This window comes from Marinomonas transparens (assembly GCF_016463975.1).
In the GTDB taxonomy this organism is placed as follows: domain Bacteria; phylum Pseudomonadota; class Gammaproteobacteria; order Pseudomonadales; family Marinomonadaceae; genus Marinomonas; species Marinomonas transparens.
On record NZ_JAEMNX010000002.1, the window covers coordinates 410,542 to 432,691 of the forward strand.

General features: G+C 43.7%; 20 protein-coding genes. 10 read left to right on the plus strand and 10 right to left on the minus strand.

Features of this window, described 5'->3' with window-relative positions; translation table 11 throughout:
* Positions 1-183: 183 nt before the first annotated feature.
* Positions 184-1,470, plus strand: coding sequence for a peptide antibiotic transporter SbmA (gene sbmA / locus I8J31_RS04355; protein ID WP_199467067.1), 1,287 nt, complete (start codon positions 184-186; stop codon positions 1,468-1,470).
* A 77-nt stretch (positions 1,471-1,547) separates the two neighbouring features.
* Here the strand turns inward: sbmA and I8J31_RS04360 are convergent, their stop codons facing one another.
* The 3 genes from I8J31_RS04360 to I8J31_RS04370 form a co-directional block, all read right to left on the minus strand.
* Positions 1,548-1,763 carry a hypothetical protein gene (locus I8J31_RS04360; RefSeq protein ID WP_199467068.1) on the minus strand — a complete coding sequence of 72 codons (216 nt, stop codon included), beginning with the start codon at positions 1,761-1,763 and terminating at the stop codon, positions 1,548-1,550.
* Positions 1,764-1,923: 160 nt separating this feature from the next.
* A complete protein-coding gene (gene glnE, locus I8J31_RS04365; protein WP_199467069.1) occupies positions 1,924-4,860 on the minus strand; it encodes a bifunctional [glutamate--ammonia ligase]-adenylyl-L-tyrosine phosphorylase/[glutamate--ammonia-ligase] adenylyltransferase in 2,937 nt (978 codons plus the stop codon).
* 63 nt (positions 4,861-4,923) lie between these two features.
* The gene (locus I8J31_RS04370) at positions 4,924-5,871 is read right to left on the minus strand and encodes a CYTH domain-containing protein (protein ID WP_199467070.1); all 948 of its coding nucleotides are present in this window, start codon (positions 5,869-5,871) and stop codon (positions 4,924-4,926) included.
* Between the two features lie 107 nt (positions 5,872-5,978).
* On the opposite strand from I8J31_RS04370, the gene argE reads away from it, so the two are divergent.
* Both argE and argA read left to right on the plus strand, forming a co-directional pair.
* Positions 5,979-7,154 carry an acetylornithine deacetylase gene (argE, locus tag I8J31_RS04375; protein ID WP_199467071.1) on the plus strand — a complete coding sequence of 392 codons (1,176 nt, stop codon included), beginning with the start codon at positions 5,979-5,981 and terminating at the stop codon, positions 7,152-7,154.
* Positions 7,144-8,466, plus strand: coding sequence for an amino-acid N-acetyltransferase (gene argA, locus I8J31_RS04380; protein ID WP_233402572.1), 1,323 nt, complete (start codon positions 7,144-7,146; stop codon positions 8,464-8,466). Before argE ends, argA begins: the two co-directional genes overlap by 11 nt.
* Positions 8,467-8,562: 96 nt before the next feature.
* Here argA and I8J31_RS04385 read toward each other — a convergent pair whose 3' ends face one another.
* The 5 genes from I8J31_RS04385 to rpoE form a co-directional block, all read right to left on the minus strand.
* Positions 8,563-9,990, minus strand: coding sequence for a DegQ family serine endoprotease (locus I8J31_RS04385; protein ID WP_199467073.1), 1,428 nt, complete (start codon positions 9,988-9,990; stop codon positions 8,563-8,565).
* 61 nt (positions 9,991-10,051) lie between these two features.
* Complete coding sequence (locus I8J31_RS04390; protein WP_199467074.1) at positions 10,052-10,519, minus strand: SoxR reducing system RseC family protein; 468 nt, start codon at positions 10,517-10,519, stop codon at positions 10,052-10,054.
* Entirely contained in the window at positions 10,516-11,484 is a 969-nt protein-coding gene (locus I8J31_RS04395; RefSeq protein WP_199467075.1) for a MucB/RseB C-terminal domain-containing protein, read from the minus strand. Before I8J31_RS04395 ends, I8J31_RS04390 begins: the two co-directional genes overlap by 4 nt.
* A gap of 3 nt (positions 11,485-11,487) precedes the next feature.
* Positions 11,488-12,129 carry a hypothetical protein gene (locus tag I8J31_RS04400; RefSeq protein WP_199467076.1) on the minus strand — a complete coding sequence of 214 codons (642 nt, stop codon included), beginning with the start codon at positions 12,127-12,129 and terminating at the stop codon, positions 11,488-11,490.
* Positions 12,126-12,719 (minus strand): RNA polymerase sigma factor RpoE, encoded by a 594-nt coding sequence (gene rpoE, locus I8J31_RS04405; RefSeq protein ID WP_199467077.1) that lies wholly within the window; start codon positions 12,717-12,719, stop codon positions 12,126-12,128. The genes I8J31_RS04400 and rpoE overlap by 4 nt, the downstream gene beginning before the upstream one ends.
* 245 nt (positions 12,720-12,964) lie before the next feature.
* Between rpoE and nadB the strand changes: the two genes are divergently transcribed.
* A complete protein-coding gene (gene nadB / locus I8J31_RS04410; protein ID WP_199467078.1) occupies positions 12,965-14,560 on the plus strand; it encodes an L-aspartate oxidase in 1,596 nt (531 codons plus the stop codon).
* Between the two features lie 4 nt (positions 14,561-14,564).
* Here nadB and I8J31_RS04415 read toward each other — a convergent pair whose 3' ends face one another.
* Both I8J31_RS04415 and I8J31_RS04420 read right to left on the minus strand, forming a co-directional pair.
* Positions 14,565-14,966, minus strand: coding sequence for a hypothetical protein (locus I8J31_RS04415; protein WP_199467079.1), 402 nt, complete (start codon positions 14,964-14,966; stop codon positions 14,565-14,567).
* Between the two features lie 19 nt (positions 14,967-14,985).
* Positions 14,986-15,261, minus strand: coding sequence for an FAD assembly factor SdhE (locus tag I8J31_RS04420; RefSeq protein WP_199467080.1), 276 nt, complete (start codon positions 15,259-15,261; stop codon positions 14,986-14,988).
* 330 nt (positions 15,262-15,591) lie between these two features.
* Here I8J31_RS04420 and I8J31_RS04425 point away from each other — a divergent pair, with 330 nt between their 5' ends.
* The 6 genes from I8J31_RS04425 to I8J31_RS04450 all read left to right on the plus strand — a co-directional run bounded on the left by I8J31_RS04425 (position 15,592) and on the right by I8J31_RS04450 (position 22,130).
* The gene (locus I8J31_RS04425) at positions 15,592-16,911 is read left to right on the plus strand and encodes an ABC transporter substrate-binding protein (protein WP_199467081.1); all 1,320 of its coding nucleotides are present in this window, start codon (positions 15,592-15,594) and stop codon (positions 16,909-16,911) included.
* Positions 16,912-17,011: 100 nt separating this feature from the next.
* Entirely contained in the window at positions 17,012-17,872 is an 861-nt protein-coding gene (locus I8J31_RS04430) for a carbohydrate ABC transporter permease (RefSeq protein WP_199467082.1), read from the plus strand.
* 10 nt (positions 17,873-17,882) lie between these two features.
* Positions 17,883-18,713 carry a carbohydrate ABC transporter permease gene (locus I8J31_RS04435; protein WP_199467083.1) on the plus strand — a complete coding sequence of 277 codons (831 nt, stop codon included), beginning with the start codon at positions 17,883-17,885 and terminating at the stop codon, positions 18,711-18,713.
* Positions 18,714-18,730: 17 nt separating this feature from the next.
* The gene (locus I8J31_RS04440) at positions 18,731-19,825 is read left to right on the plus strand and encodes an ABC transporter ATP-binding protein (protein WP_199467084.1); all 1,095 of its coding nucleotides are present in this window, start codon (positions 18,731-18,733) and stop codon (positions 19,823-19,825) included.
* Position 19,826: 1 nt separating this feature from the next.
* A complete protein-coding gene (locus I8J31_RS04445) occupies positions 19,827-21,260 on the plus strand; it encodes a mannitol dehydrogenase family protein (RefSeq protein ID WP_199467085.1) in 1,434 nt (477 codons plus the stop codon).
* Positions 21,261-21,335: 75 nt separating this feature from the next.
* Entirely contained in the window at positions 21,336-22,130 is a 795-nt protein-coding gene (locus I8J31_RS04450) for an L-iditol 2-dehydrogenase (RefSeq protein WP_199467086.1), read from the plus strand.
* The last annotated feature ends 20 nt before the right edge of the window (positions 22,131-22,150 follow it).

Genomic DNA, 22,150 nt, shown 5'->3' on the forward strand with positions numbered 1-22,150 from the left:
CACTCGCTCTCAACAGAAACAATATTTGCCTTGTTACCTCCCTGTTATCGTCTTTTTTACAGATTCCTTAAGGCCTGCTTGATTGTTCTTCTCGCTTCACTGGTTTAAGCTAGATCCGTATACTCAAACAAGTCGTACAGATCAATGGCTTACACAACTTCACTTAATTAGAGAAATAATCCTGTGTTCCAATCCTTTTTCCCCAAACCGAAGTTATTCTTTCTTAGTTTTGCTTTCTGGGCATTGGCCTGTATTTTAGGCTGGTACCTGATCATTCAAGACTTAGGCGACACTTTAAGCCTAGGGTCATTATTTGGCGTACATTTTCCTGACGCTTTAACAGCGGATGCTGACGCTGCAGCACAAGCGGCTTTTCAGAGCGCTCAAAAAACAGCTCTAAATGCTTGGCTTTATCAATACATGGCTCTTTGTTACGGGGCATTCATTGGCGCATGGATGATCTATGGTGGGCAAAAATGGGCCAAATGGTCTGTTATCGGCTCAGCCATCATTATATTTGTCACTTGGTTCAGCGTACAACTTAATGTCATGTTGAATACATGGTATGGAAATTTCTACAATTTAATTCAAAAAGCACTTTCTGAGCCCAACTCTATTACTCTCAATGAATATTTCGATCAACTGTTTTCCTTTGCAAGTATCGCCTTTATTTTTATCACTGTCGCAGTATTAAATAGCTTCTTCGTTAGTCATTACGTCTTTCGATGGCGTACAGCAATGACAAGTTATTACTCGTCTAAATGGCAACAAGTACGCCATATTGAAGGTGCTTCTCAACGTATCCAAGAAGACACTATGCGTTTTGCCTCCATTGTTGAAGGGTTAGGAATAAGCTTACTTAGATCCATCATGACATTAATCGCGTTCTTACCCATTCTTTGGGGATTATCTGGTTATGTGAAAGAACTTCCTTTCGTAGGTGAAGTCCCCCAAGCTTTAGTATTTGTTGCCATTATCTGGTCTATTTTCGGTACAACATTACTTGCCTTAGCAGGTATAAAACTACCTGGACTAGAGTTTAAAAATCAACGCGTCGAAGCGGCCTATCGAAAAGAATTAGTTTATGGTGAGGATGATAAAGGTAGAGCGGAGCCAGCAACTCTATCGGAGTTATTCCTTAATGTTCGTAAAAACTACTTCCGACTCTATGTAAACTACCTATATTTTAACGTAGTTCGCTATGGATATTTACAAGCAGGCGTTTTAGTTCCTCTTATTGCACTGGCCCCAACCATTGTTGCAGGCACTATCACTTTTGGTATATTCCGACAAATAACCAACGCATTTGATCAAGTTGAGAACTCATTCCAGTTTTTAGTCAACTCTTGGACAACCATTGTTGAACTGCTATCCATCTACAAACGTTTAAAGGCATTCGAAGCCGCAATAGAAGACCAACCTCTTCCTAAAGTAGATCAAGATTATTTGGCGGCTTCTGGCGACCAATAAAGGGTTAAGAGATGAAACATAAAAAAGCCCCAACACTTAATAAGCATTGGGGCTTTTTAGACTCAGGTCAGACATTATCAAACATTGATGTTGATATTCTGTCCTAATACGTCGGTTGTTGTTTGTGGTCCGCCACTACTTGCTGTCGGTGTTACGCTCTGCGTAGCACTTTTTAGTAGTTGCAAGTTTTGCTGAGCTTCTTGCTCTTGTGCGACTTTAGATAAGTTTGCGCTATACGCTTCTTTCGCGTACGCCATTGCCTCACTACCACCTACACCGCTTACACTTGACATAGCACTCTCCTATTCATAAAGCACTCTCCTATTCATAAAGCACTCTTCAAACATTTGCTTAGGTTAATAAATAACACTTAACCTGTTGCTCAAAAATTCGACAACTGATTAAGTATAGCCTTCCTTTGATCAATTTGCGACCTACAGCAATACTTGCAGATTAACAAATGTCTTTTCCATCAACAAATTCATCCCAATATCGACTTACCCATTCCTGATCAGCAAGCAAAGTATCATCCTGCACGACACGTCCCTGCTGCTGTAACGTCAAGCGATGAGTTCGAGCTCGATAAAAGGTATAGGTGTCGATCATTCTTTGCACCTTCTCTGTCGCTAATAACCCTACCTCTGCTGCCGCTTCTAGCTGACGGACATTATCAGAAAAACGCATCAACTCAGGGTAACGATGGGACCAAGCAAGCACTAAATATTGCACCATAAACTCGATGTCTATAATGCCTCCAGCCCCCTGCTTCAAATCAAAACCCTTTGCCTTACTTCCACTATCTAAATGTGTACGCATTTTTTCACGCATTTTAATCACTTCAGCTTTCAATCCTTGACGATCTCTCGTCATAGAAACAATCTCTTTACGACACTCTTCAAATCGTGACAGCAACAAGGAGTCGCCCGCTAAACCTCGTGCTCTTGTTAAAGCTTGATGCTCCCAAACCCAAGCTTTGTTGTGCTGATAATCGCTAAATGCTTCTAAACTTGATACCAGCAAACCAGAGTTACCCGAAGGACGTAAGCGCATATCCACTTCATATAAGCGACCCGCAGCGGTAAAGCTGGTCAACATATGAATAACACGCTGCCCAAGCCGAGTATAAAACGTCAGGTTATCAATACTACGGTCACCATTGGTAGCACCATTCGACTGTGCATCATGAATAAATACCAAGTCCAAATCCGAGTCATAACCCAGCTCCCAGCCCCCCGACTTTCCATAGCCAATAATAGCCAATTGCGGTGAATCCGCCGTTTTACCTTTGCTAACTGGAAAACCATGTTTATGAGTCAAATAGCGCCATGATTGCTGTAGCACTTTTTCTAATAACACTTCTGCTAGCCATGTTAAGTGATCACTCACTTTCATAATAGGTAAGACATTTGTTATGTCACAAGCTGCAATACGCAAAATAATGGAGCGCCTAAAACGACGCATGGCATCCATTTGCGCTTCTTCATCTTCTTCAGGTAAACGCAGCAACACCTGTTGCAATTCTTCCTCTAACATAGCCTTGTCTGGCGGTGAAAACAAAGTCTCAACATCCAACAATTCATCCAGTAAAGACGGTGTAGTGGAAATCGCCTCCGTAAACCAAATACTTTCTCGACATAAACGAATCAAATGGGTGATAGCGGTTTGGTTTTCACATAACAAAACCAAATAGGCAGTGCGTCGTAATACAGCTTCTAAGATGGGAATAATGCGTTCTAAAACTAAATCTGGCTTATCTTCCTCAGCTAACTTGGACATAAAGGCAGCAAGAAATTGAGCTAGACGATCATGACCAATCGGTTGCATAAAGACGACATTACGCGACCCTAGTAATTGGGAAATACGTAACACCACCTTGTCTTGGTCTTGCCAATCAATCCCTGCAATCGTATCCACGATGCTTTCTTTGTCATCAGGATTTTTTACCAATAAACGCCAAGCCTCCTGACTTTTAACCTCGCCTGTCGACTCATCGTCACCATCATCGATCAAATCAACAAAGGTAACATGCACCTGTTTTCGCACTTCCCATAAGCGTTTATCAAGGGCTTGCCATGAATCAAAACCGACCATCAGAGCAATACGCTCACGAGCTTGCTCATCACTAGGCAGAAGCTGAGTTTGTTCATCATTCACCGCTTGCAGAGCGTGCTCCGTTCGCCTCAACAACAAATAGGCATCATGTAACGCTTCCATTTCTTGGTGAGCAAGGTATTGATGTTTTGCTAGATAAGGTAACACCTGTAATAAGGCTGGCGTCTGTAAACCTTGATCACGGCCGCCGTGCAGTATCTGTAATGCTTGGGCGATAAATTCGACTTCTCGAATCCCCCCTTCTCCTAACTTAATGTTGTGCTCAATACCTTGTCGGCGCACTTCCTTGGCAATCATTTGCTTTAGATCTCGCAAAGCACCAATGGCACCAAAGTCTAGATATTTACGATAAACAAAAGGCCGTCTTAGCGCTTCAAAGGCCTGTTTATCTTGATCACTACCAGACATCACTCTGGCTTTGATCATGGCGTATCTTTCCCAATCTCGCCCTTGATCCTGATAATAGTTTTCCAAAGAATCCATATTAAGAACCAAGGCACCTGATTGCCCAAAAGGTCGCAGGCGCATATCAACACGAAACACAAAACCGTCCGCTGTCACCTGATCCAAATGCTGAATCAATTTTTGGCCAAGCTTAGTAAAATACTCTTGGTGAGACAGGCTTTTCTTTCCTCCTTGGGTATCACCATGTTCACGAAAAGCAAAGATCAAATCGATATCAGAGGAAAGGTTTAGTTCATTGCCACCGAGTTTTCCCATGCCAATCACAATCATCGATTGAGGAAGGCCTTGGCAATCTAACGCTTGACCGTATAAAGACGAGTAATGCTGTTCTGTCCACTGCAAGCTAGCATTAACGCAAGCATCTGCCAAACCACTCAAGCGAGCAGTCAATTCAGTTAAAGAAAGGCGCTGTTGAATATCTAGGGCAATCAGCCTAACCATCCACCATTGGCGGTACAAACGTAGACGTTTTAAGAAACTGACTTCATCAAGAGGCTCTAAAACCTCATTTGAGCAAGCACCGGCTTCACAAGAAAAAAATGCTTCTCCTGCCATCAAGGCTTCTTTTGAAGGACTCTCAGGTAAGACATCTAGCATTAGCACTTCATCTAACCAATGGGGAAAGCGGATAAACTGTTGATGCAAATACTCACTTAATATCCACAAGGGCTCGAGCTGAGCAATTTGATCGCCATCTAAAGCGGTTAAACTACGTTGCTGTCGAGCCTCTTGAATATTTTCTAACAATAATAAACGAGCGCTAGATTGCTCACAGAAAAGTTTATAGCTTGGGTTTAAGTTTGGAGGAGTCAAAGCGCTTCCTTAATAATGCATTCTTATTATTTTCTTTGATGTAATCGGCTCCCAAGCAAAAACCTAAATAGCCTGCTTATTCAGCCATTGCCCAATTCTAAGCATACTAATACCCATTTGCTTCATACTAGCCAATTTTTTAAGCAGCAACTCCTCCTCTTCGACTAAAGCATTCAATAAATCACTGCCCAATCGATCCAACTCTTGCCTTAGTTCAGTAGATAAACAACGGGACAATTGCGACATAGAATGGCGCAGTGGCTGCATCAGCACTTCATCCTTCATAAAGTGCATCGCTTCCCAATACACTAACCAGACCTCATACCAATAGGCCGCTAACTCGATTTCATTAGCAAGGTTAATCGGCTTTTGAGGGAACTCTATTTGGCCGTGCTTTAAACGCGCTCCTTTCTGAGCCTTCGAGACAATGCTCACCTGTACTGGAACCCGATCAGCCAGTTGCAAAGCCAGTCCATACAGTCCCGCTTCGCCACCGTTTTTCAGCTCTAATTCCAGCTCACAAATAACGTCTTCACCATAAGGCGACGTCACAAGCCCTTGGTCGCAAACCACTTCCATTTGGGAGCCCTGTGATTCTATATTCCAAACTTGGCGTTCAAAGTCAGTACGATAAGCTTCGATGAGCTTGTCGCTCCACGACATATTCTTCAATGCCTCAGGGAGGGGGACCTCAGTTAAGAGAGACAAATCCAAGTTTTCATGGGGTAGAATCCATTCCCACTCCCCACGAGCATGCATGCCAATACGGCTACTGCCGCGCGTTTTTACGGTTTGTATATATTGATTGTTAACGGCACGAATACGCAACGCCATACCCGCCTGCATTAAAGTAGCTTCTTCTGTGTCAAAATAAGCGTTCATCAACGAAAGTGTAGGTTGACGAGATTGTTCATCCGAAGAAGAAAGTATACAAATTTCATCAAGAAAATCGCTTGCGGACTTGAGATACTCGGACTGAACCATTAACTTAAGTTCTAGCTCGGTAGCCATAATAGATAAACCTCTTTTACATCTGATGCTATATAAACACATGTGCGTCAGATGCCAAAATTACCAGCAGTAATATCTGAAATAACCCGGGTTCAAGGAGAATCCTAATGCCAGTACTTCCATCGCTTATTAGCATGATGTCACAACTGATTGCAGCGCCTTCTATCAGTTGTAGTCAAGCCAGCTGGGATCAGTCAAATAAAGGCGTGATTCAATTACTAGAAAGCTGGTTAAGCTCCCAAGGCTTTCGCTGTGAAGTCATGCCGCTGCCAGACCAACCTAATAAATTTAATCTCATCGCCACCCTTGGTAGCGGCGATGGCGGTTTGGTTCTTTCTGGCCATACGGATACCGTGCCCTATGATGAAGGACGCTGGCAATCCGACCCATTCGCTTTAGAAGAAAGGGACCAAAAGCTTTATGGTTTGGGCAGCTGTGATATGAAGGGGTTCTTCGCCATCGTATTAGATACTGTCCGTCAAATGCAGCTGAACGAACTAAAACAGCCCTTAATCATTCTCGCCACAGCGGATGAAGAAAGCTCTATGGCGGGCGCTCGAGCCTTGGTCGAGCAAGGCAAACTGAAAGCAAGGTACGCCTTAATAGGTGAACCCACCTCGCTCACTCCAATTCATGCCCACAAAGGCATCATGATGGAGCGCATTCAAATTACAGGACAAGCCGGGCATTCATCTAATCCAGCACTTGGCAACAATGCCCTTGATGCGATGCACTCGGTTATGTCGGAATTAATGACCTTTCGTCAGCAACTAAAAAATCAATATCGTGATGCAAATTTCATCATCGACTACCCAACCATGAACTTTGGTTGTATCCATGGCGGCGACAATCCTAATCGTATTTGTGGACATTGCGAATTGGAATTTGATGTAAGAGCACTACCCGGCATGAGCAATAAAGAATTAATGTCAGAAATCACCCAGCGTTTACCAAGCATCGAGGCGAAAACAGGCACTAAAATACAATTAAACAGCTTATTCCCTGATGTCCCCTCTTTTTACACACCGATTGAATCAGATATTATTAAGGCTTGTGAAAACTTAACAGAACGCAGTGCTACTACGGTGGCATTTGCAACAGAAGGCCCTTTCCTCAATCAAATGGGAATGGAAACTCTGATTCTGGGACCGGGTTCTATCGACCAAGCCCACCAACCCAATGAATTTATGGCGTTGGATCAAATTCAACCTATGCAGCAGGTAATACGTGGTCTCATAGAACGTTTTTGCCTTCAACTAAACCATCAAAAAAATGAGAAATAGTGTGCCTGACGAGCTAAATTATGTGGACTGGTTCCGCCACTCATCCCCTTATATTAATGCCCATAGGGGAAAAACTTTTGTTATCTTAATTCCCGGTGAGGCGATTGAATGCCCCCACTTTTCTGGCATTATCCATGATCTCGCCCTACTCGATTCATTGGGTATTCGCTTAGTTCTAGTGCAAGGTGCCCGACCACAAATTGACCGTGCATTGTCCAACCATCACTTAACCAGTTTGATGGAAGACGGTTATCGCGTCACACCGCAAGACCAACTGTTAAATGTTATTCAAGCGTCTGCAGCTGTTCGTGTGCAACTTGAAGCCCAGTTATCTATGGGAGTATCCAATACTCCTATGGCGGGTGCTCGCCTAAAAGTATGCAGCGGAAACTATGTTATTGCGCGCCCATTGGGCGTGGTTGATGGCATAGATTATGGCCATTCTGGTGAAGTGCGCCGTATCGACACCGAAGCTATTTTTCGCCTGCTCGAAGACGACAATATGGTGCTTTTACCTCACCTTGGCTTCTCCCCTACAGGCGAAGTATTTAACCTAAAGGGCGAAGAGGTAGCGGTTCAAGCAGCCATTCAACTCAAGGCAGATAAGCTGATCATCTTCTCTGAAGAAGAAGGTATTTTGAGTGATAACGGTGCGCTTTATTCCGAACTATTAGCGAAAGATGCAGAAGCAATTTTAAAACAAAACTCTCTTTCTAGCACAACGCATTCTGCCTTAGCAGCTTGTGTACAAGCAGTAAGACAACATGTGCCACGAGCACATTTAATCTCTTATAACGAAAACGGTGGACTACTTAGAGAACTGTTTACCCGCGAGGGTGCGGGTACCATGGTTGATGAAGACAGCTACGAACAACTACGCTCAGCCAATATTGACGATGTCGGCGGTATGATGGCATTACTCACCCCCCTTGAAGAAAAAGGTGTTCTAGTGAGACGTTCACGAGAATTGCTCGAGAATGAAGTAAATCGTTTTATCGTCATTGAGCGAGATGGTGCCATTGTCGCCTGTGCGGCGCTTTATCCATTTGAGCAAGAAAACGCCGGCGAATTGGCTTGCTTAGCAGTCTCCCCAGATTATCGCGGCTTAAATCGCGGAGAACGTTTATTAAAAGGCATTGAGCAAACGGCAAAGACGTTGCGGCTGTCCACTATATTTCTTCTCACCACTCGTACTGCTCATTGGTTTATCGAGCGGGGGTTCAGCGAAACAACCCTTGCCAGCCTACCAGCTAAAAAACAAGCGCTTTATAACTATCAACGTAACTCCAAAATTTTTGCCAAAGCGCTCTAGTCCAAAAACGTCTCACGGAATATTCATTAATAAAAAGGCGACCAATTGGTCGCCTTTCCTATCTATCGCTTACTGTTTATTAAATAACTTACGTTGTTAATCCATTATTTTAAAAGGAATAAACATTGGGTAGCCCTGACGAATAACACGCATAGGCACTGACCGATTGTTAGGAATAGCTTTAGCAATCTTAGTAAAATCGGCAACACCTTCAATATGCTGACCATTTAACATGGTAATAATGTCACCTTGTTGTAAGCCATTACGAGATGCTGTGCCGCCCAAAATTTGCTTGATCACAACGCCTCCTTTAACTTCCAAGTCCTTAGCAACCTCTTCAGGAACGTCACCGACAATCATACCAAGACGATTTTTGTCTTGTTGTGATTGCGCAATAACCTTAGGATCCGTTGGACGTGATTCGAGCTTAATTTCAATGATTTGCTCTTTGCCATCACGATAAATTCCGGCATTAACCACTGTTCCTGCTTTCATTTGACCAACAACATATGGGAGCTCACCTGAATGTTCGATGTTTTTCCCATTGAACGTCATAATAATATCGCCAGATTTTAAACCTGCCTTCTGTGCTGGTGAATCCGGTAATACACGGCTGATTAGCGCGCCATTTGGACGATCCAAGCCAAACGATTCTGCTAATTCATTATTTACGTCTTGAATCAGCACGCCAAGCCAAGCGCGGGAAACCTTACCATCGGACTTAAGCTGATCAACAACAGACATGGCAACCTTAGAGGGGATCGCAAAAGATACCCCCATAAAACCACCAGATCGAGTATAAATCTGTGAATTAATACCCACTACTTCACCGTCTAGGTTAAACAATGGACCACCTGAGTTGCCGGGGTTTATTGCGACATCCGTTTGAATAAAAGGTACATAACCATCAGAAGGTAAGCTACGACCTATTGCACTCACAATGCCTGCGGTAACCGTGTAATCAAAACCAAACGGTGAGCCAATTGCCAATACCCATTGTCCCGGTTTCAGTTTGTCAGAAGCGCCCATTTTCACAATAGGTAAATCGTCCGCTTCTATCTTCAGTAGCGCCAAATCGGTTCTAGGATCTGTACCCACCAATTCCGCTATATATTCACGGCGGTCATTAAGGCGCACATGAATGACATCTGCCCCATCAATCACATGATTATTCGTCAGAACATAACCATCATGGGAAATAATAAAACCAGATCCTAGCGAATGACGCTCGCCTTGAGGCCCCTGAGGATTTTGCGGTTTCCTTTGGTTAAAAGGAGGTTGTTGCCCAAAAAAGTGCTTAAAAAACTCATTAAGCTCTTCGCTATTGGGCCCCAGATTCTGACCTTTTCCCTCATTAGCTGTTTTGGTAGTAACCGCTTGCTCCGTGCTGATATTAACAACCGCTGGAGAAGCTTTTTCCACTAATTCAGTAAAATCAGGAAGTGAAGCCGCGTGGGAAAGCATGGAAAACATCATAAAAGTACTGACGACAACCATGCTCGTTTGTTTAAGCAGTCTGTTCATTGATTGGTCTCCTTAAGACATACCAAGTTCATTACAGTGCCAAGTGAAAACTGTATAAAGTTCAAGGTGTAAATACTAAGGGTATTTGCTCACTTTGGACTGATTGAATTCTTAAAATTTTGGGGAAGTAATTGGGATTATTCATCTCTTTTTTTGACTTATTCTTCGCTAACCAAAGACCAGCTAAAAACCCAAAAAGAGATAAAACAACAGCAAAATTAGACTCGCCACCCCAGATAGAAGGTAAAACGGCACCACCAATAAGGCCAAGCAATGGAATCAAATACATCCATAACGATGCCTGTAATAAAGTATCTTCGGGGATACCGACAACTACTTTTTGGCCAACTTCAACGGTCAAGGGGTCAATGGCCCGCATGAGCATACGGTTACTTGCCGAAACCTGAGCGATAGCATGATGACCACAACCATGACGAGCGCGACAAGAAGTACAGCTGCTGGTACGAATGGTTTCCACCTCAGCAAAGCCAACTTCTACCGCTAACACGGTTCCAGACTCTTCGATCATGAAGAGGACCTTGGCATAAAGACGGACATCAGCTTTTCAACGGTCGATTTTGGCACTTCGCCCACCATGGTGAGCAAATACACTTGTTCGCCAACTCGAATGCTACGCTCGCCAGCAATCGTCGCCCCCATGTTCAAAATAGACAGTGATTTCGTTTTCATACTCGGCTCAATAAAGACAGATATGGTACTCATTCCATCGGATAACAACAGCATGCTGGTACCATGATTTAAAGCACGAGCATCTGGCCAGACAAGAACAAAACCATCCGGCAACCAGTCAAACTTCCATAAGTTTTTAATACGCCTAGGCTGAGCTTCCAATAAAGGTTGTGAATAACTGCCTTTTTTGGGGACAAAGTCTTGTGGTTTCAAGTCAGGAGAAAAGTTAACTGAAGTAAACTGAATTCGTTCCAGTAGCTCTCCCTGAGCCGTCACCATGTCATGCTTAAGTAAAAAATGATTTTCTTCATCTAACCAAAATTCATGACCATAACGATAATTGTCCTTTGGCATCAAGCGAATAACAATCGCATCTCGCCCTGCAATTCGGCTGATGCCTTCATCAACCTCCATGTCATAGCCTTGCTCTAAGCGCTCACTTGCCAAGTCTTTAAAGCGTTTAAAAGGGGGAAGTAAAGGTGATCTGGTATTAGCAATAGACGCATTGGGGTAAACACAAATGACGTTGTTATCAATTCGCAGTACTTCTACTTTATCGCCATCCAAGTCCACTAAACTCTCATATTCTACACCGCCCATAAGATCATGGCGTACGCGCATACTATTCATATGAGAGGATTCTGAATGAATAAAAACGCCCTCATAACTCAAGGTGGAAAGAGACTGGGTCATTTGCCTCAACAACTGCAATGCATCAGGTGTTACGGTATTAGCCATGCCAATAGCAGAAACAAATACACTTAAAGTCAATAAAACAACCTGTACTAGAGAAGACAGCTTCATGTATTACTCTTTTATCGGATAGCTAACAACGCGAGCCATAGGCATCATACCTTGACCTACCGTCATGGCAGATTGCTCTGCATGTTGTCTTAAGTAGTTCTGCAGTCTCAGGTTATCCGCTTGCAGTGTATCCTTACTTAAATCAGCAAGAGGCGTCACCACAGCATTGTTTTCAGGTGATGCCTGTTGTGCGACATTCGTCTCAAGCATCACTGGCGCCTGTAAAACATTGCCTCCTAAGACAATGACAAACGCCACACTGGCTGCCACAGCGACACCAGCAAACATGCCATACCACGCAGGGCGCGTCGCCTTAGTTTCTTCGGCTAACGCCTGTTCAACTAAAGGCAGTTGCACCACATTACTCAATCTCTGAGCACTAACCGTTCCCAGCTGATCATCAAGTTGGGCTTCCAAGTCCAGCTGAGATCGAACCCGTGACACTAGGCTATCCCCCAACCCCACATCAACAGCAGCCTCTTTGTGTAGCGTTTGCTGAATAAGATGAAAACTCTCTAACTGACAACTCAGAGAGGCGCTATCACGGCCTAACAAGCAGTCAATGTCTTGTGTTGTAGCCTCATCATCAAACATGGCTGACAAGCTTGCTAATACCTCTTGGGCGTTATCATTTTGTGTTGTCATGATTCCTCTCCTGCCCCCATAAATGGACGTATATGTTTTTCTACTGCTTCACGCGCACGAAAAATTCTTGACCTAACTGTCCCCACAGGACATTCCATAATTTGCGCTATATCTTCGTAACTCAGACCATCAAATTCGCGTAAAGTTAATGCGCTGCGTAATTCTTCAGGTAAATTTTTAATCGCATTATGAATTGCCTCTTCAAGCCGATCACGGTTCAATGTTGCCTCAGGAGTATCAACATTCGCTAAGGCATCGTAATCCGCAAAAACTTCCTCATTATCCAATTCGATATCGGAGCCTGGCGGACGACGAGACCGACTCACTAAATAATTTTTCGCCGTATTCACTGCAATACGATACAACCAAGTGTAAAAGGCACTTTCACCACGAAAGCTACCAATGGCACGGTAGGCTTTGATAAAGCTTTCTTGTGCAACATCTAATACTTCATGTTTATCTTGTACATAACGGCCAATCAGGCCTATTACCTTGTATTGGTACTTAGCGACTAAAAGATCAAAGGCCTGTTTATCGCCTTGCTGTACTCTCTCCACTAACGCCTGATCAGAAGACGTTTCATGCTGCATAGGCACCTCGTACTAATACCTTAATCATCTGCGCCCTTAATTATTCCAATCATAGACATTTGTTTATCAACGGAGTTCCCCTAGAAATTCACGTAAATCACCAAGTTACACAAAGAATGCGCTTTCAAAGCCTCTTCTTAAGTAACTAAGTATAATAAATATCAGGGCACTGTTTCGGAAAGTCTTCACTATGTTATGACAACAATAGTACCATTAATTTTTTATAGTCTAACTAGAACAACATCATGAGCCGACACTTTAAACACGATATCGTCATCATAGGCGCAGGCGCCGCAGGATTAACGCTAGCTCTTGAGCTTGCCAACACCCATAGTGTGGCAATTCTAACCAAAGCCGATATCCGTGAAGGCTCGACACTTTATGCCCAAGGTGGTGTTGCCGCTGTCTTATCCAATAAAGACACCATTGATTCTCATATCCATGACACCATAGATGCCGGAGTGGAATTAGGCGACCCTGATGCCATTCGCTTTACTGTAGAGCACTCAAAAGAAAGCATTGACTGGCTAATTCACCAAGGAGTGCCTTTTACTAAATACGGGGAAGGCGAAGAGTATCATCTCACTAAAGAAGGCGGCCACAGCCACAGACGAATTATTCACAGTGCCGACGCCACTGGTCTAGCCATCTCAAAAACACTGATTAAAAATGCTGCTGACCATCCTAATATTGACTTCTTCCCAGACCGAGTAGCGATTGATGTCGTGACCACCAAAAAACTCGGCTTAGATGGTGAAAACCGTGCCGTTGGCGTCTACGCACTCAACTTGAATGATGATGTTATTGAAGTCTTTCAGGGAAGCTATGTGTCCCTAGCCTGTGGCGGTGGCAGCAAGGTTTATCTCTATACTAGCAACCCAGACACGGCTTCTGGAGATGGTATCGCTATGGCGTGGCGTACAGGATGCAGAGTCGCCAATATGGAGTTCAATCAATTCCATCCCACTTGCCTCTATGACGCCAAAGCAAAAACCTTTTTAATCTCGGAAGCCGTACGCGGTGAAGGCGGTAAACTCTTATTACCTGATGGCACTCCCTTTATGGCGGAGTTTGATAAAAGGGAAGAATTAGCACCGCGGGACATAGTCGCTCGTGCTATTGACCACGAAATGAAACGTCTCGGCGTCCACCACGTATTATTAGACATTTCCCATAAAGACCCAGACTTTATCAAAGAGCATTTTCCTACCATCTATAAACGCTGCTTGGAATATGGCCATGATATGACCAAAGGCCCAATACCTGTTGTCCCTGCCGCCCACTACACCTGTGGTGGTGTCGTCGTAAACAAACATGGCAGCACAGATATAAATAACCTATATGCCATTGGTGAAACCGCTTATACCGGACTTCATGGCGCTAACCGCCTAGCCAGCAACTCACTACTAGAATGCATTGTCTTTGCTCGCTCCGCTGCCCACGACATTTTAAGCCGCAAGATTTCTAAGCAAAACATTAATATTCCAGACTGGGATGAGTCCCAAGTCACTGACTCAGATGAAGACGTGGTTATTACACATAACTGGCAAGAACTAAGACGCTTCATGTGGGATTACGTGGGCATTGTAAGGACAGATAAACGACTACTAAGGGCTAAACACAGAGTCGACCTTTTACTATCAGAAATACAAGAGTTCTACGCCAATTACAAGGTATCAAACGACCTACTGGAGCTACGTAATTTGGCTGTGGTGGCCGATTTAATTATCCGCTCCGCCATGTCGCGTAAAGAAAGTCGTGGCTTGCATTTCACCTTAGACTACCCAGAAAAACAAGCCACCAGCACACCGACGATTTTAACGCCGGAAAATTCGGAATAACCTTTCATTTGAAACGCTTGCTGGATGCTTTACTGCGGCGTAACAATATTTGTTGTGATGCAAAAGAACGTAACGTCCGATAAGTATCATAAGAGACACTATCTCGGTAAATCACTCGAAATCTAGGTAAAAAATAATTCAAAAAACGATTTTCTTTGGGACATTGAGCAATCAACTGAATCCCATTAACTCGTATAAAATTAAGCCTAAAATACTGCTCACCTTCACACCAGAAAGCCCCCAATTCATCAATACCCACTTGGCTTGCTGGTTGATACATACGGTAAATTGCAAAAGCAGAAACGAGCACAAAAACAAAAATGAAGAGAGATACCCTCCAGACAATAGGCATCCAGAAAAGCTGTAGTAGAAAGGCACAACATCCAGCAAATATCAGCCAGAACATTATGCCAATCCAAGAGGTTTTAAGAGCGGTGGTTGTCAGGCTGAACACGGGTCAAAATAATATCAACGATGCGTGCGAGATCAGGATCTACAGGCACCTCTTTCTGCATAAACCAAAGAAACAGGTCTTGGTCTTCACATTCAATTAATTTATAAAAGCGTGCTTTATCGTCTTCATCCAAGGTCAAATAAACCTCATCAAGAAACGGCTCCAACAGCAAATCTAATTCCAACATGCCACGGCGGCAATGCCATTTCAGACGTTTAAAACTCACTGACTCTGATGTTTCAAGCATGAAACTGTCCCCTATTAAGAATGCCGCCATTATAGACACTTCAGCCAAAAGCGAAAACAGCTTCAGGCAATTCGCTGATAATTGTCATAGAAAACCCTATCTGCACCTTAATAAAAGGGTATTAGATGTCATTAAAGTCATATTATTTTGACTGTTTTACCTATCGAATATAAAAAAAAGAACAAAATAGTACCGTTATTGGCTATTTATGTATTAGCCAGTCAATTTTGACAAGCCTATATTAATGGTCACTTGATAAGTAATTATCAAGTGCTAGGGGTCTCCCTAGGCACTGCTATAAAAATAAATATACCCAAACGGGAGCAACCTATGAACAATACCATCAAAAATGCCGTGACCTTAACGGTATCTTTAAGCGCCGCAGTGATCGCTGTGAACGCGGCTGCACAAACTGAAATTACAGTCGCCACGGTCAACAATGGCCACATGATCGAAATGCAAAAACTGACACCTATCTTTGAAAAAGCCAACCCAGACATTAAAGTGAAATGGGTAACGCTGGAAGAAGGTGTACTACGTCAAAATGTCACTCAGGATATTGCCAACAAAAGTGGTTTATACGATGTCATGACCATTGGTATGTACGAAGCACCTATTTGGGGTGAGCGTGGTTGGCTGCAAGCAGTTGATACTAGCGGAAACTACGACAAAGCGGACATTCTTCCTTCTATTCGCGATGGACTGTCCTACAAAGGTACTATGTACGCCTCTCCATTCTACGGTGAAAGCTCCATGGTAATGTACCGTAAAGACCTAGTGGAAGCGGCCGGAATGGAAATGAATGACCGAGATAGCTGGGACCACATTCGAGATGTGGCTGCTGCGGTTAACGATCCAAGCAAAGGCATCTATGGCATTTGCCTTCGCGGTAAAGCTGGTTGGGGCGATAACATGGCCTTTATGACGACCATGGCAAATTCATTTGGCGCTCGTTGGTTTGATGAAAACTGGAAACCTCAACTAGAATCTAACGAATGGAAAACGGCTGTTAATTTCTACGTAAACCTTGTTAACAAGTATGGCCCTCCGGGCTCAAGCAGCAATAGCTTTAACGAAAGCTTGGCCTTGTTCAATGAAGGAAAATGCGGCATGTGGATTGATGCGACAATTGCAGCCTCTTTCGTAACAGACCCTAAGCAAAGTAAAGTTGCAGACCAAGTCGGCTTTGCTCAATCCCCTATCTCAGTAACAGAAAAAGGCGCTAACTGGCTTTGGTCTTGGGCGCTAGGTATCCCTGTCGCCACTAAAAATGTCGATGCCGCGCAAAAGTTTGTGCGCTGGGCTACTTCTAAAGAGTACATTCAGCTCGTCGGCAATACGAATGGCTGGGCTGCAGTGCCAACTGGTACGCGTAGCAGTACTTATGCTAACCCTAAGTTTCAAAAAGCGGCCGTCTTTGCAGAAGCCGAGTTGAAAGCCATCAACTCGGCCAACCCAAATGACAGCACACTAAAACCTTCCCCTTACGTTGGCGTTCAATTCGCAGCCATTCCTGAATTCCAAGCAATAGGAACCACGGCTGGTCAAATGGTTTCAGGGGCATTGGCGGGAAGCATGAGCGTCGATCAGGCACTAAAAAATGCTAACCGTGCAGCTGATCGTCAGATGCGCCAAGCGGGTTACTACTAGTCTAGCCCAATACAGAAATAGGGCTTTAGCCCTATTTCCCACTTTTGGCTCCCCCTATTAATAGGACAATTACTCCCGCTTATAATAAGAGAAACTCAACATGAAGCGTTCAATCACTCGCTTATTAATGGCGCCATCAGTCATCATGCTTTTGGTTTGGATGGTCATTCCATTATCCATGACCATTTACTTCTCCACTATTCGCTACAACTTGTTGTATCCAGGTCAAAATAATTTTGTCGGATGGATGAACTTTGAATTCTTTATTACTGACCCAGGCTTTATTCCAGCCGTATCCAACACACTAATACTGCTGCTTTCTGTGTTGATCATCACGGTTGTTTTGGGAGTCATGTTATCTGCCTTGATTGACAAACCTTTTTTCGGCCAAGGCATTGTGCGTGTCTTACTTATTTCGCCTTTCTTTATCATGCCGACAGTGAACGCATTGATTTGGAAAAATATGATGATGAACCCTGTGTACGGCATCTTTGCTTGGATTTCCCAAACTCTTGGCTTTGAACCCATTGATTGGCTGTCTAGCTTTCCCTTAGGCTCCGTCATCATGATGGTCAGTTGGCAGTGGCTACCTTTTGCTATTTTAGTCTTTGTAACCGCACTGCAATCCCAAGACACCGAACAAAAAGAAGCGGCACAAATGGATGGTGCAACAGGTTGGCACATATTCCGCTACCTCACCATACCCCATTTGGCACGCCCTATTGCCGTCGTCATTATGATAGAAACCATCTTTCTACTGGCTATTTTCGCTGAAATATTCGTCTCTACTGGTGGAGGTCCAGGTTACGACAGTACCAATTTAGCTTACCTAATTTATAACCAAGCTCTTCTTCAATATGACGTTGGTGTGGCTTCTGCCGGTGGTTTGTTTGCCGTGCTGCTTGCCAATATTGTGGCCTTTTTCCTAATTCGTGCCGTTGGCAAAAACTTAACGGTGTGAGGTAAATACAATGACTCTTAATCAGCAACGCAAACTCAAAACCTTAGTAACCGGCTTATTCGCTTGGACGGTCGCATTGGTACTATTTTTTCCTATTTTTTGGATGTTTATCACCTCATTCAAAACGGAATTACAGGCGATATCCATACCTCCAGCACTCTTTTTTGAACCCACTGTAGATAACTTCCGAGTCGTTCAAGAGCGCAGCGACTATGTCCATCACGCTCTGAACTCGGTAATCACCTCGTTTGGTTCGACCATCATTGCTCTGATTATTGCTATCCCTGCGGCCTACTCAATGGCATTTTTTCCAGGCAAACGCACAAAGGACATTTTACTGTGGATGCTATCTACAAAAATGCTGCCAGCCGTTGGTGTATTAGTGCCTATCTACATTCTATGTAGAGACTATGGGCTATTAGACTCTCGCACGGCATTGGTCATCATCTTTACGCTAATGAATTTGCCGATTGTGGTCTGGATGCTGTTCTCCTACTTCAAAGATTTACCAAAAGAAATTTTAGAAGCAGCACGAATGGATGGTGCAACACCTTGGGATGAAGTGGTGAAAGTCGTTTTACCTCTGTCCGTCGGTGCTATCTCTTCAACGGCTCTCTTATCTATCGTGCTGTGCTGGAATGAAGCCTTTTGGTCTCTTAACTTGACGGCATCAGACGCAGCCCCCTTAACCGCGATGATTGCCTCCTACTCCAGCCCTGAAGGCTTGTTTTGGGCAAAACTATCCGCCGCATCAACGCTAGCTTGTGCGCCCATCGTCATATTCGGTTGGTTCTGTCAGAAACAACTTGTCCAAGGCCTAACATTCGGCGCTGTAAAATAATTATTAGGAAGATTTTTATGAGTTACTTAACGATTACAGAGCTACAAAAACACTACGACAACTACCATGCTCTACGTGGCATAAACCTTTCAATTTCTGAAGGCGAGTTTATTGTTTTCGTTGGACCTTCTGGTTGTGGTAAATCCACCCTATTACGTACCATTGCTGGCCTAGAATCCTGTAGTAGCGGATCAATCAAGCTAGATGGTCGTGATATTACAGAAGTCGCATCTTCAAAGCGTGATTTGGCCATGGTGTTTCAATCTTACGCTCTTTATCCACACATGACGGTTGCCGAAAACCTATCCTTTGCCCTACGACTAGCTAAGGTTTCCCAAGCAGAAATACAACAAAAGGTTCATGCTGCCTCTGCCTCTCTACAACTGGATGAGCTCTTAGAACGCAAGCCCAAAGAACTGTCTGGGGGACAGAGACAGCGGGTTGCCATAGGCCGCGCTATTGTTCGTCAACCAAAAGTATTTTTATTTGATGAACCACTATCAAATTTAGATGCCGCACTGCGAGTACAAATGCGCTTAGAGCTTGCTCGCCTTCATAAGAAGCTTGGTACCACCATGGTCTATGTTACCCATGATCAGGTCGAAGCAATGACCTTAGCTGACCGCGTTGTTATTTTAAATGCAGGGCAAATAGAACAGGTAGGCACACCACTAGAGCTTTACCGCCAACCAAACAGCCGTTTTGTAGCTGAATTCATTGGCACACCTAAAATGAATCTAATTCCTATCGACACCATCATACGTGAGGAAGAAAATCTAAACCTGCAACTGCTTAATAGCCAAGTTGCTTTCCCTGAAAATCGTTTACATGGCCCATTACCAAGCTCGGTCACCATGGGCATTCGTCCAGAACATATGGCACTCGTTGAACATGGAGGTCAGATTTCAGGACGCGTTGAATTAGTGGAACATTTAGGCTCCGAGGCTTATGCGCACATTCAATTAGCTAATAATCAAACCATTATCGTAAAAGCCTCTGCACGTAGCGACTTAAAAGACGGACAAGCCGTTAATGTCCAAATAGATGAAGCTGAAATCATTTTGTTCAATGATAGTGACCGCGTTATTTCTGTGATTCCAGAGGAAGCATAAAATGGCCAATTACTTGCAAGCGTCGCTCAATAATGACCAGTTGTCCGTTCAAGACTACCTGCGAGGCAACATCCAAGCCGGTGTCATTCATCTTGGTGTAGGGGCTTTTCATAGGGCGCACCAAGCGGTCTATTTTGACCGCTTATTAGCTCTCCCTAATGGTGAAAAGTGGGGCGTGATCGGGGTTAATATTCGCCCTCAAGACAGCGAATATTTTGCTCAATTCATCAAGCAACGCGGTGAATATGTTCTAAAGACTATGGCCGCTGACGGGACGACTGAATATCAACATATCCGCTCTATCATTCGCCAAATAGATGGCGCACAAGAACCTCAAGCGGTAGATCTTGCGATGGCTGATGAAAACATTCAGCTTGTTACCTCCACCGTCACAGAAGGCGGTTACTACCTTGATGAAAATCGCACCTTGATGCTAGATAACCCCGCTATCAAAGCGGATGTAGAAGGTGCACGTAATACCCTTTATGCCTTTTTATACGCAGGTTTGAAAATACGCAGTGAAACCTCACAGGCTAAAATCACGTTACTTTGCTGCGATAACCTTCGCCATAATGGCGAGCTATTAGAAACAGGTCTTATGCAATTTTTAGCCGCGAAGAAAGACATTAAATTGGCAAACTGGGTCAAAGAGAATGTTTCTTTCCCTTGCTCCATGGTGGACCGAATCACCCCTAAACCAAGCCAACAACACATTGATGATGTTCACGCCCGCTTTGCCCTGACGGATGAAATGACGGTGATGGGTGAAGACTTCATTCAATGGGTGGTAGAAGACAAGTTTGCTGGTGAAAAACCAGATTTAGACTTAGTTGACGTACAGTTTGTTGATCAGGTTGCCCCTTTTGAAGAAGCGAAAATCCGTATATTAAATGCAGGCCATACCTGCATCACTTATCAAGCGGCATTAAAAGGCTTAACTTACTTTGATGAAGCCATGAGAGATGTCGAACTCAATCAATACTTTAAGGACTTTATACAACAAGATGCTATTCCAGCTCTGGGTGAATCTATTGTTGATCTAACCTCTTACGCCGACATCATTGCTCAGCGTTTTAGCAATACTAATATCGGTGACACAGTAGAACGTATTTGCACCGACGGTTATGCAAAATTTCCTATATTTGTGCTGCCAACATTGGAAGGTATTTATCGTCAAGGTCGCACTCCTGAAAAAACCCTTCAAGGTATTGCCAACTGGTTTACCTTCATACAATTAGTAAATCAAGGAAGGTTAGAGGTTCAATATCATGAACCCAATAATGTCGCGCTTATTCCCTTCACTAATGATGCTGACGGCATCAAAACCTTTGTCACAGACAGTTTTCTCTGGGGAAGGGTACCTAGCGAGTTTCCCGATTTTAAAATGCATTTAACTCAAGCGATTTATCAAGCACAAAATAAATACGCCAAATAAAAATACCATCACAACAATTTAAGAGCTCATGCACGAAGTCGCGAGCAAAGGCCTTAAGAGAATGGAAACAAATCTATGTCGACAAGCAACCAAGACCTCACAGGTAAAGCCGCTCTCATAACAGGCGCTGCAGGCGGTATAGGCAAAGCCATTGCGCAAATATATTTGAAAAATGGGGCAAGTGTCACCTTAAGTGACTACCAAGAAACACCATCAGATGGGCTTAATATTCTATTATCGGACTATTCTGAAAAGGCACGTTATATTGGTTGCGATGTCAGTAATCAACAAGATGTCGAGGCTTTAATTGCGGCCAGTATTAAGCACTTTCGTGCCATTGATATATTGGTTAATAATGCTGCCGTATTTGATTTAGCCCCCATTTTAGAAGCCTCAGAAGAAAGCTTTGATCGTCTATTTGATATTAACGTCAAGGCATTCTTTTTCATGATGCAAAAAGTCGCTAAACACATGGTCAAAGAAAACCTTTCTGGAAAAATTATCAATATGGCCTCTCAAGCTGGCAGGCGCGGCGAGCCGCTTGTTTCACACTATTGCGCAACTAAAGCTGCGGTCATTAGTTATACCCAATCTGCTGCGCTTGCGCTGGCTTCCCATGGCATTAACGTCAACGCCATTTCCCCTGGGGTCATCAACACTCCGATGTGGAAAGAAGTCGATAGCTTGTTTGCTAAATATGAGAGTTTGGCCATTGGAGAGAAAAAAGCCGCGGTTGGTAAAGCGGTACCACTTGGCTATATGGGATACCCAGAACAAGTGGCCTCCCTAGCGCTTTTTCTCGCATCATCTGGGTCCGACTACATTACTGCACAGACCTACAATATCGACGGTGGTAATGTAATGAGTTAAATCAGGGCCATACTGTAAAG

Coding starts and splice junctions, on each gene's coding strand:
- I8J31_RS04395 (WP_199467075.1), bottom strand. CDS start 11,484: ATGAAGCTGTCTTCTCTAGTACAGGTTGTTTTATTGACTTTAAGTGTA.
- I8J31_RS04420 (WP_199467080.1), bottom strand. CDS start 15,261: ATGCTTGAAACATCAGAGTCAGTGAGTTTTAAACGTCTGAAATGGCAT.
- I8J31_RS04385 (WP_199467073.1), bottom strand. CDS start 9,990: ATGAACAGACTGCTTAAACAAACGAGCATGGTTGTCGTCAGTACTTTT.
- I8J31_RS04415 (WP_199467079.1), bottom strand. CDS start 14,966: ATGTTCTGGCTGATATTTGCTGGATGTTGTGCCTTTCTACTACAGCTT.
- argE (WP_199467071.1), top strand. CDS start 5,979: ATGCCAGTACTTCCATCGCTTATTAGCATGATGTCACAACTGATTGCA.
- I8J31_RS04430 (WP_199467082.1), top strand. CDS start 17,012: ATGAAGCGTTCAATCACTCGCTTATTAATGGCGCCATCAGTCATCATG.
- I8J31_RS04435 (WP_199467083.1), top strand. CDS start 17,883: ATGACTCTTAATCAGCAACGCAAACTCAAAACCTTAGTAACCGGCTTA.
- argA (WP_233402572.1), top strand. CDS start 7,144: ATGAGAAATAGTGTGCCTGACGAGCTAAATTATGTGGACTGGTTCCGC.
- I8J31_RS04440 (WP_199467084.1), top strand. CDS start 18,731: ATGAGTTACTTAACGATTACAGAGCTACAAAAACACTACGACAACTAC.
- I8J31_RS04400 (WP_199467076.1), bottom strand. CDS start 12,129: ATGACAACACAAAATGATAACGCCCAAGAGGTATTAGCAAGCTTGTCA.
- rpoE (WP_199467077.1), bottom strand. CDS start 12,719: ATGCAGCATGAAACGTCTTCTGATCAGGCGTTAGTGGAGAGAGTACAG.
- I8J31_RS04450 (WP_199467086.1), top strand. CDS start 21,336: ATGTCGACAAGCAACCAAGACCTCACAGGTAAAGCCGCTCTCATAACA.
- I8J31_RS04445 (WP_199467085.1), top strand. CDS start 19,827: ATGGCCAATTACTTGCAAGCGTCGCTCAATAATGACCAGTTGTCCGTT.
- nadB (WP_199467078.1), top strand. CDS start 12,965: ATGAGCCGACACTTTAAACACGATATCGTCATCATAGGCGCAGGCGCC.
- I8J31_RS04360 (WP_199467068.1), bottom strand. CDS start 1,763: ATGTCAAGTGTAAGCGGTGTAGGTGGTAGTGAGGCAATGGCGTACGCG.
- I8J31_RS04390 (WP_199467074.1), bottom strand. CDS start 10,519: ATGATCGAAGAGTCTGGAACCGTGTTAGCGGTAGAAGTTGGCTTTGCT.
- I8J31_RS04425 (WP_199467081.1), top strand. CDS start 15,592: ATGAACAATACCATCAAAAATGCCGTGACCTTAACGGTATCTTTAAGC.
- I8J31_RS04370 (WP_199467070.1), bottom strand. CDS start 5,871: ATGGCTACCGAGCTAGAACTTAAGTTAATGGTTCAGTCCGAGTATCTC.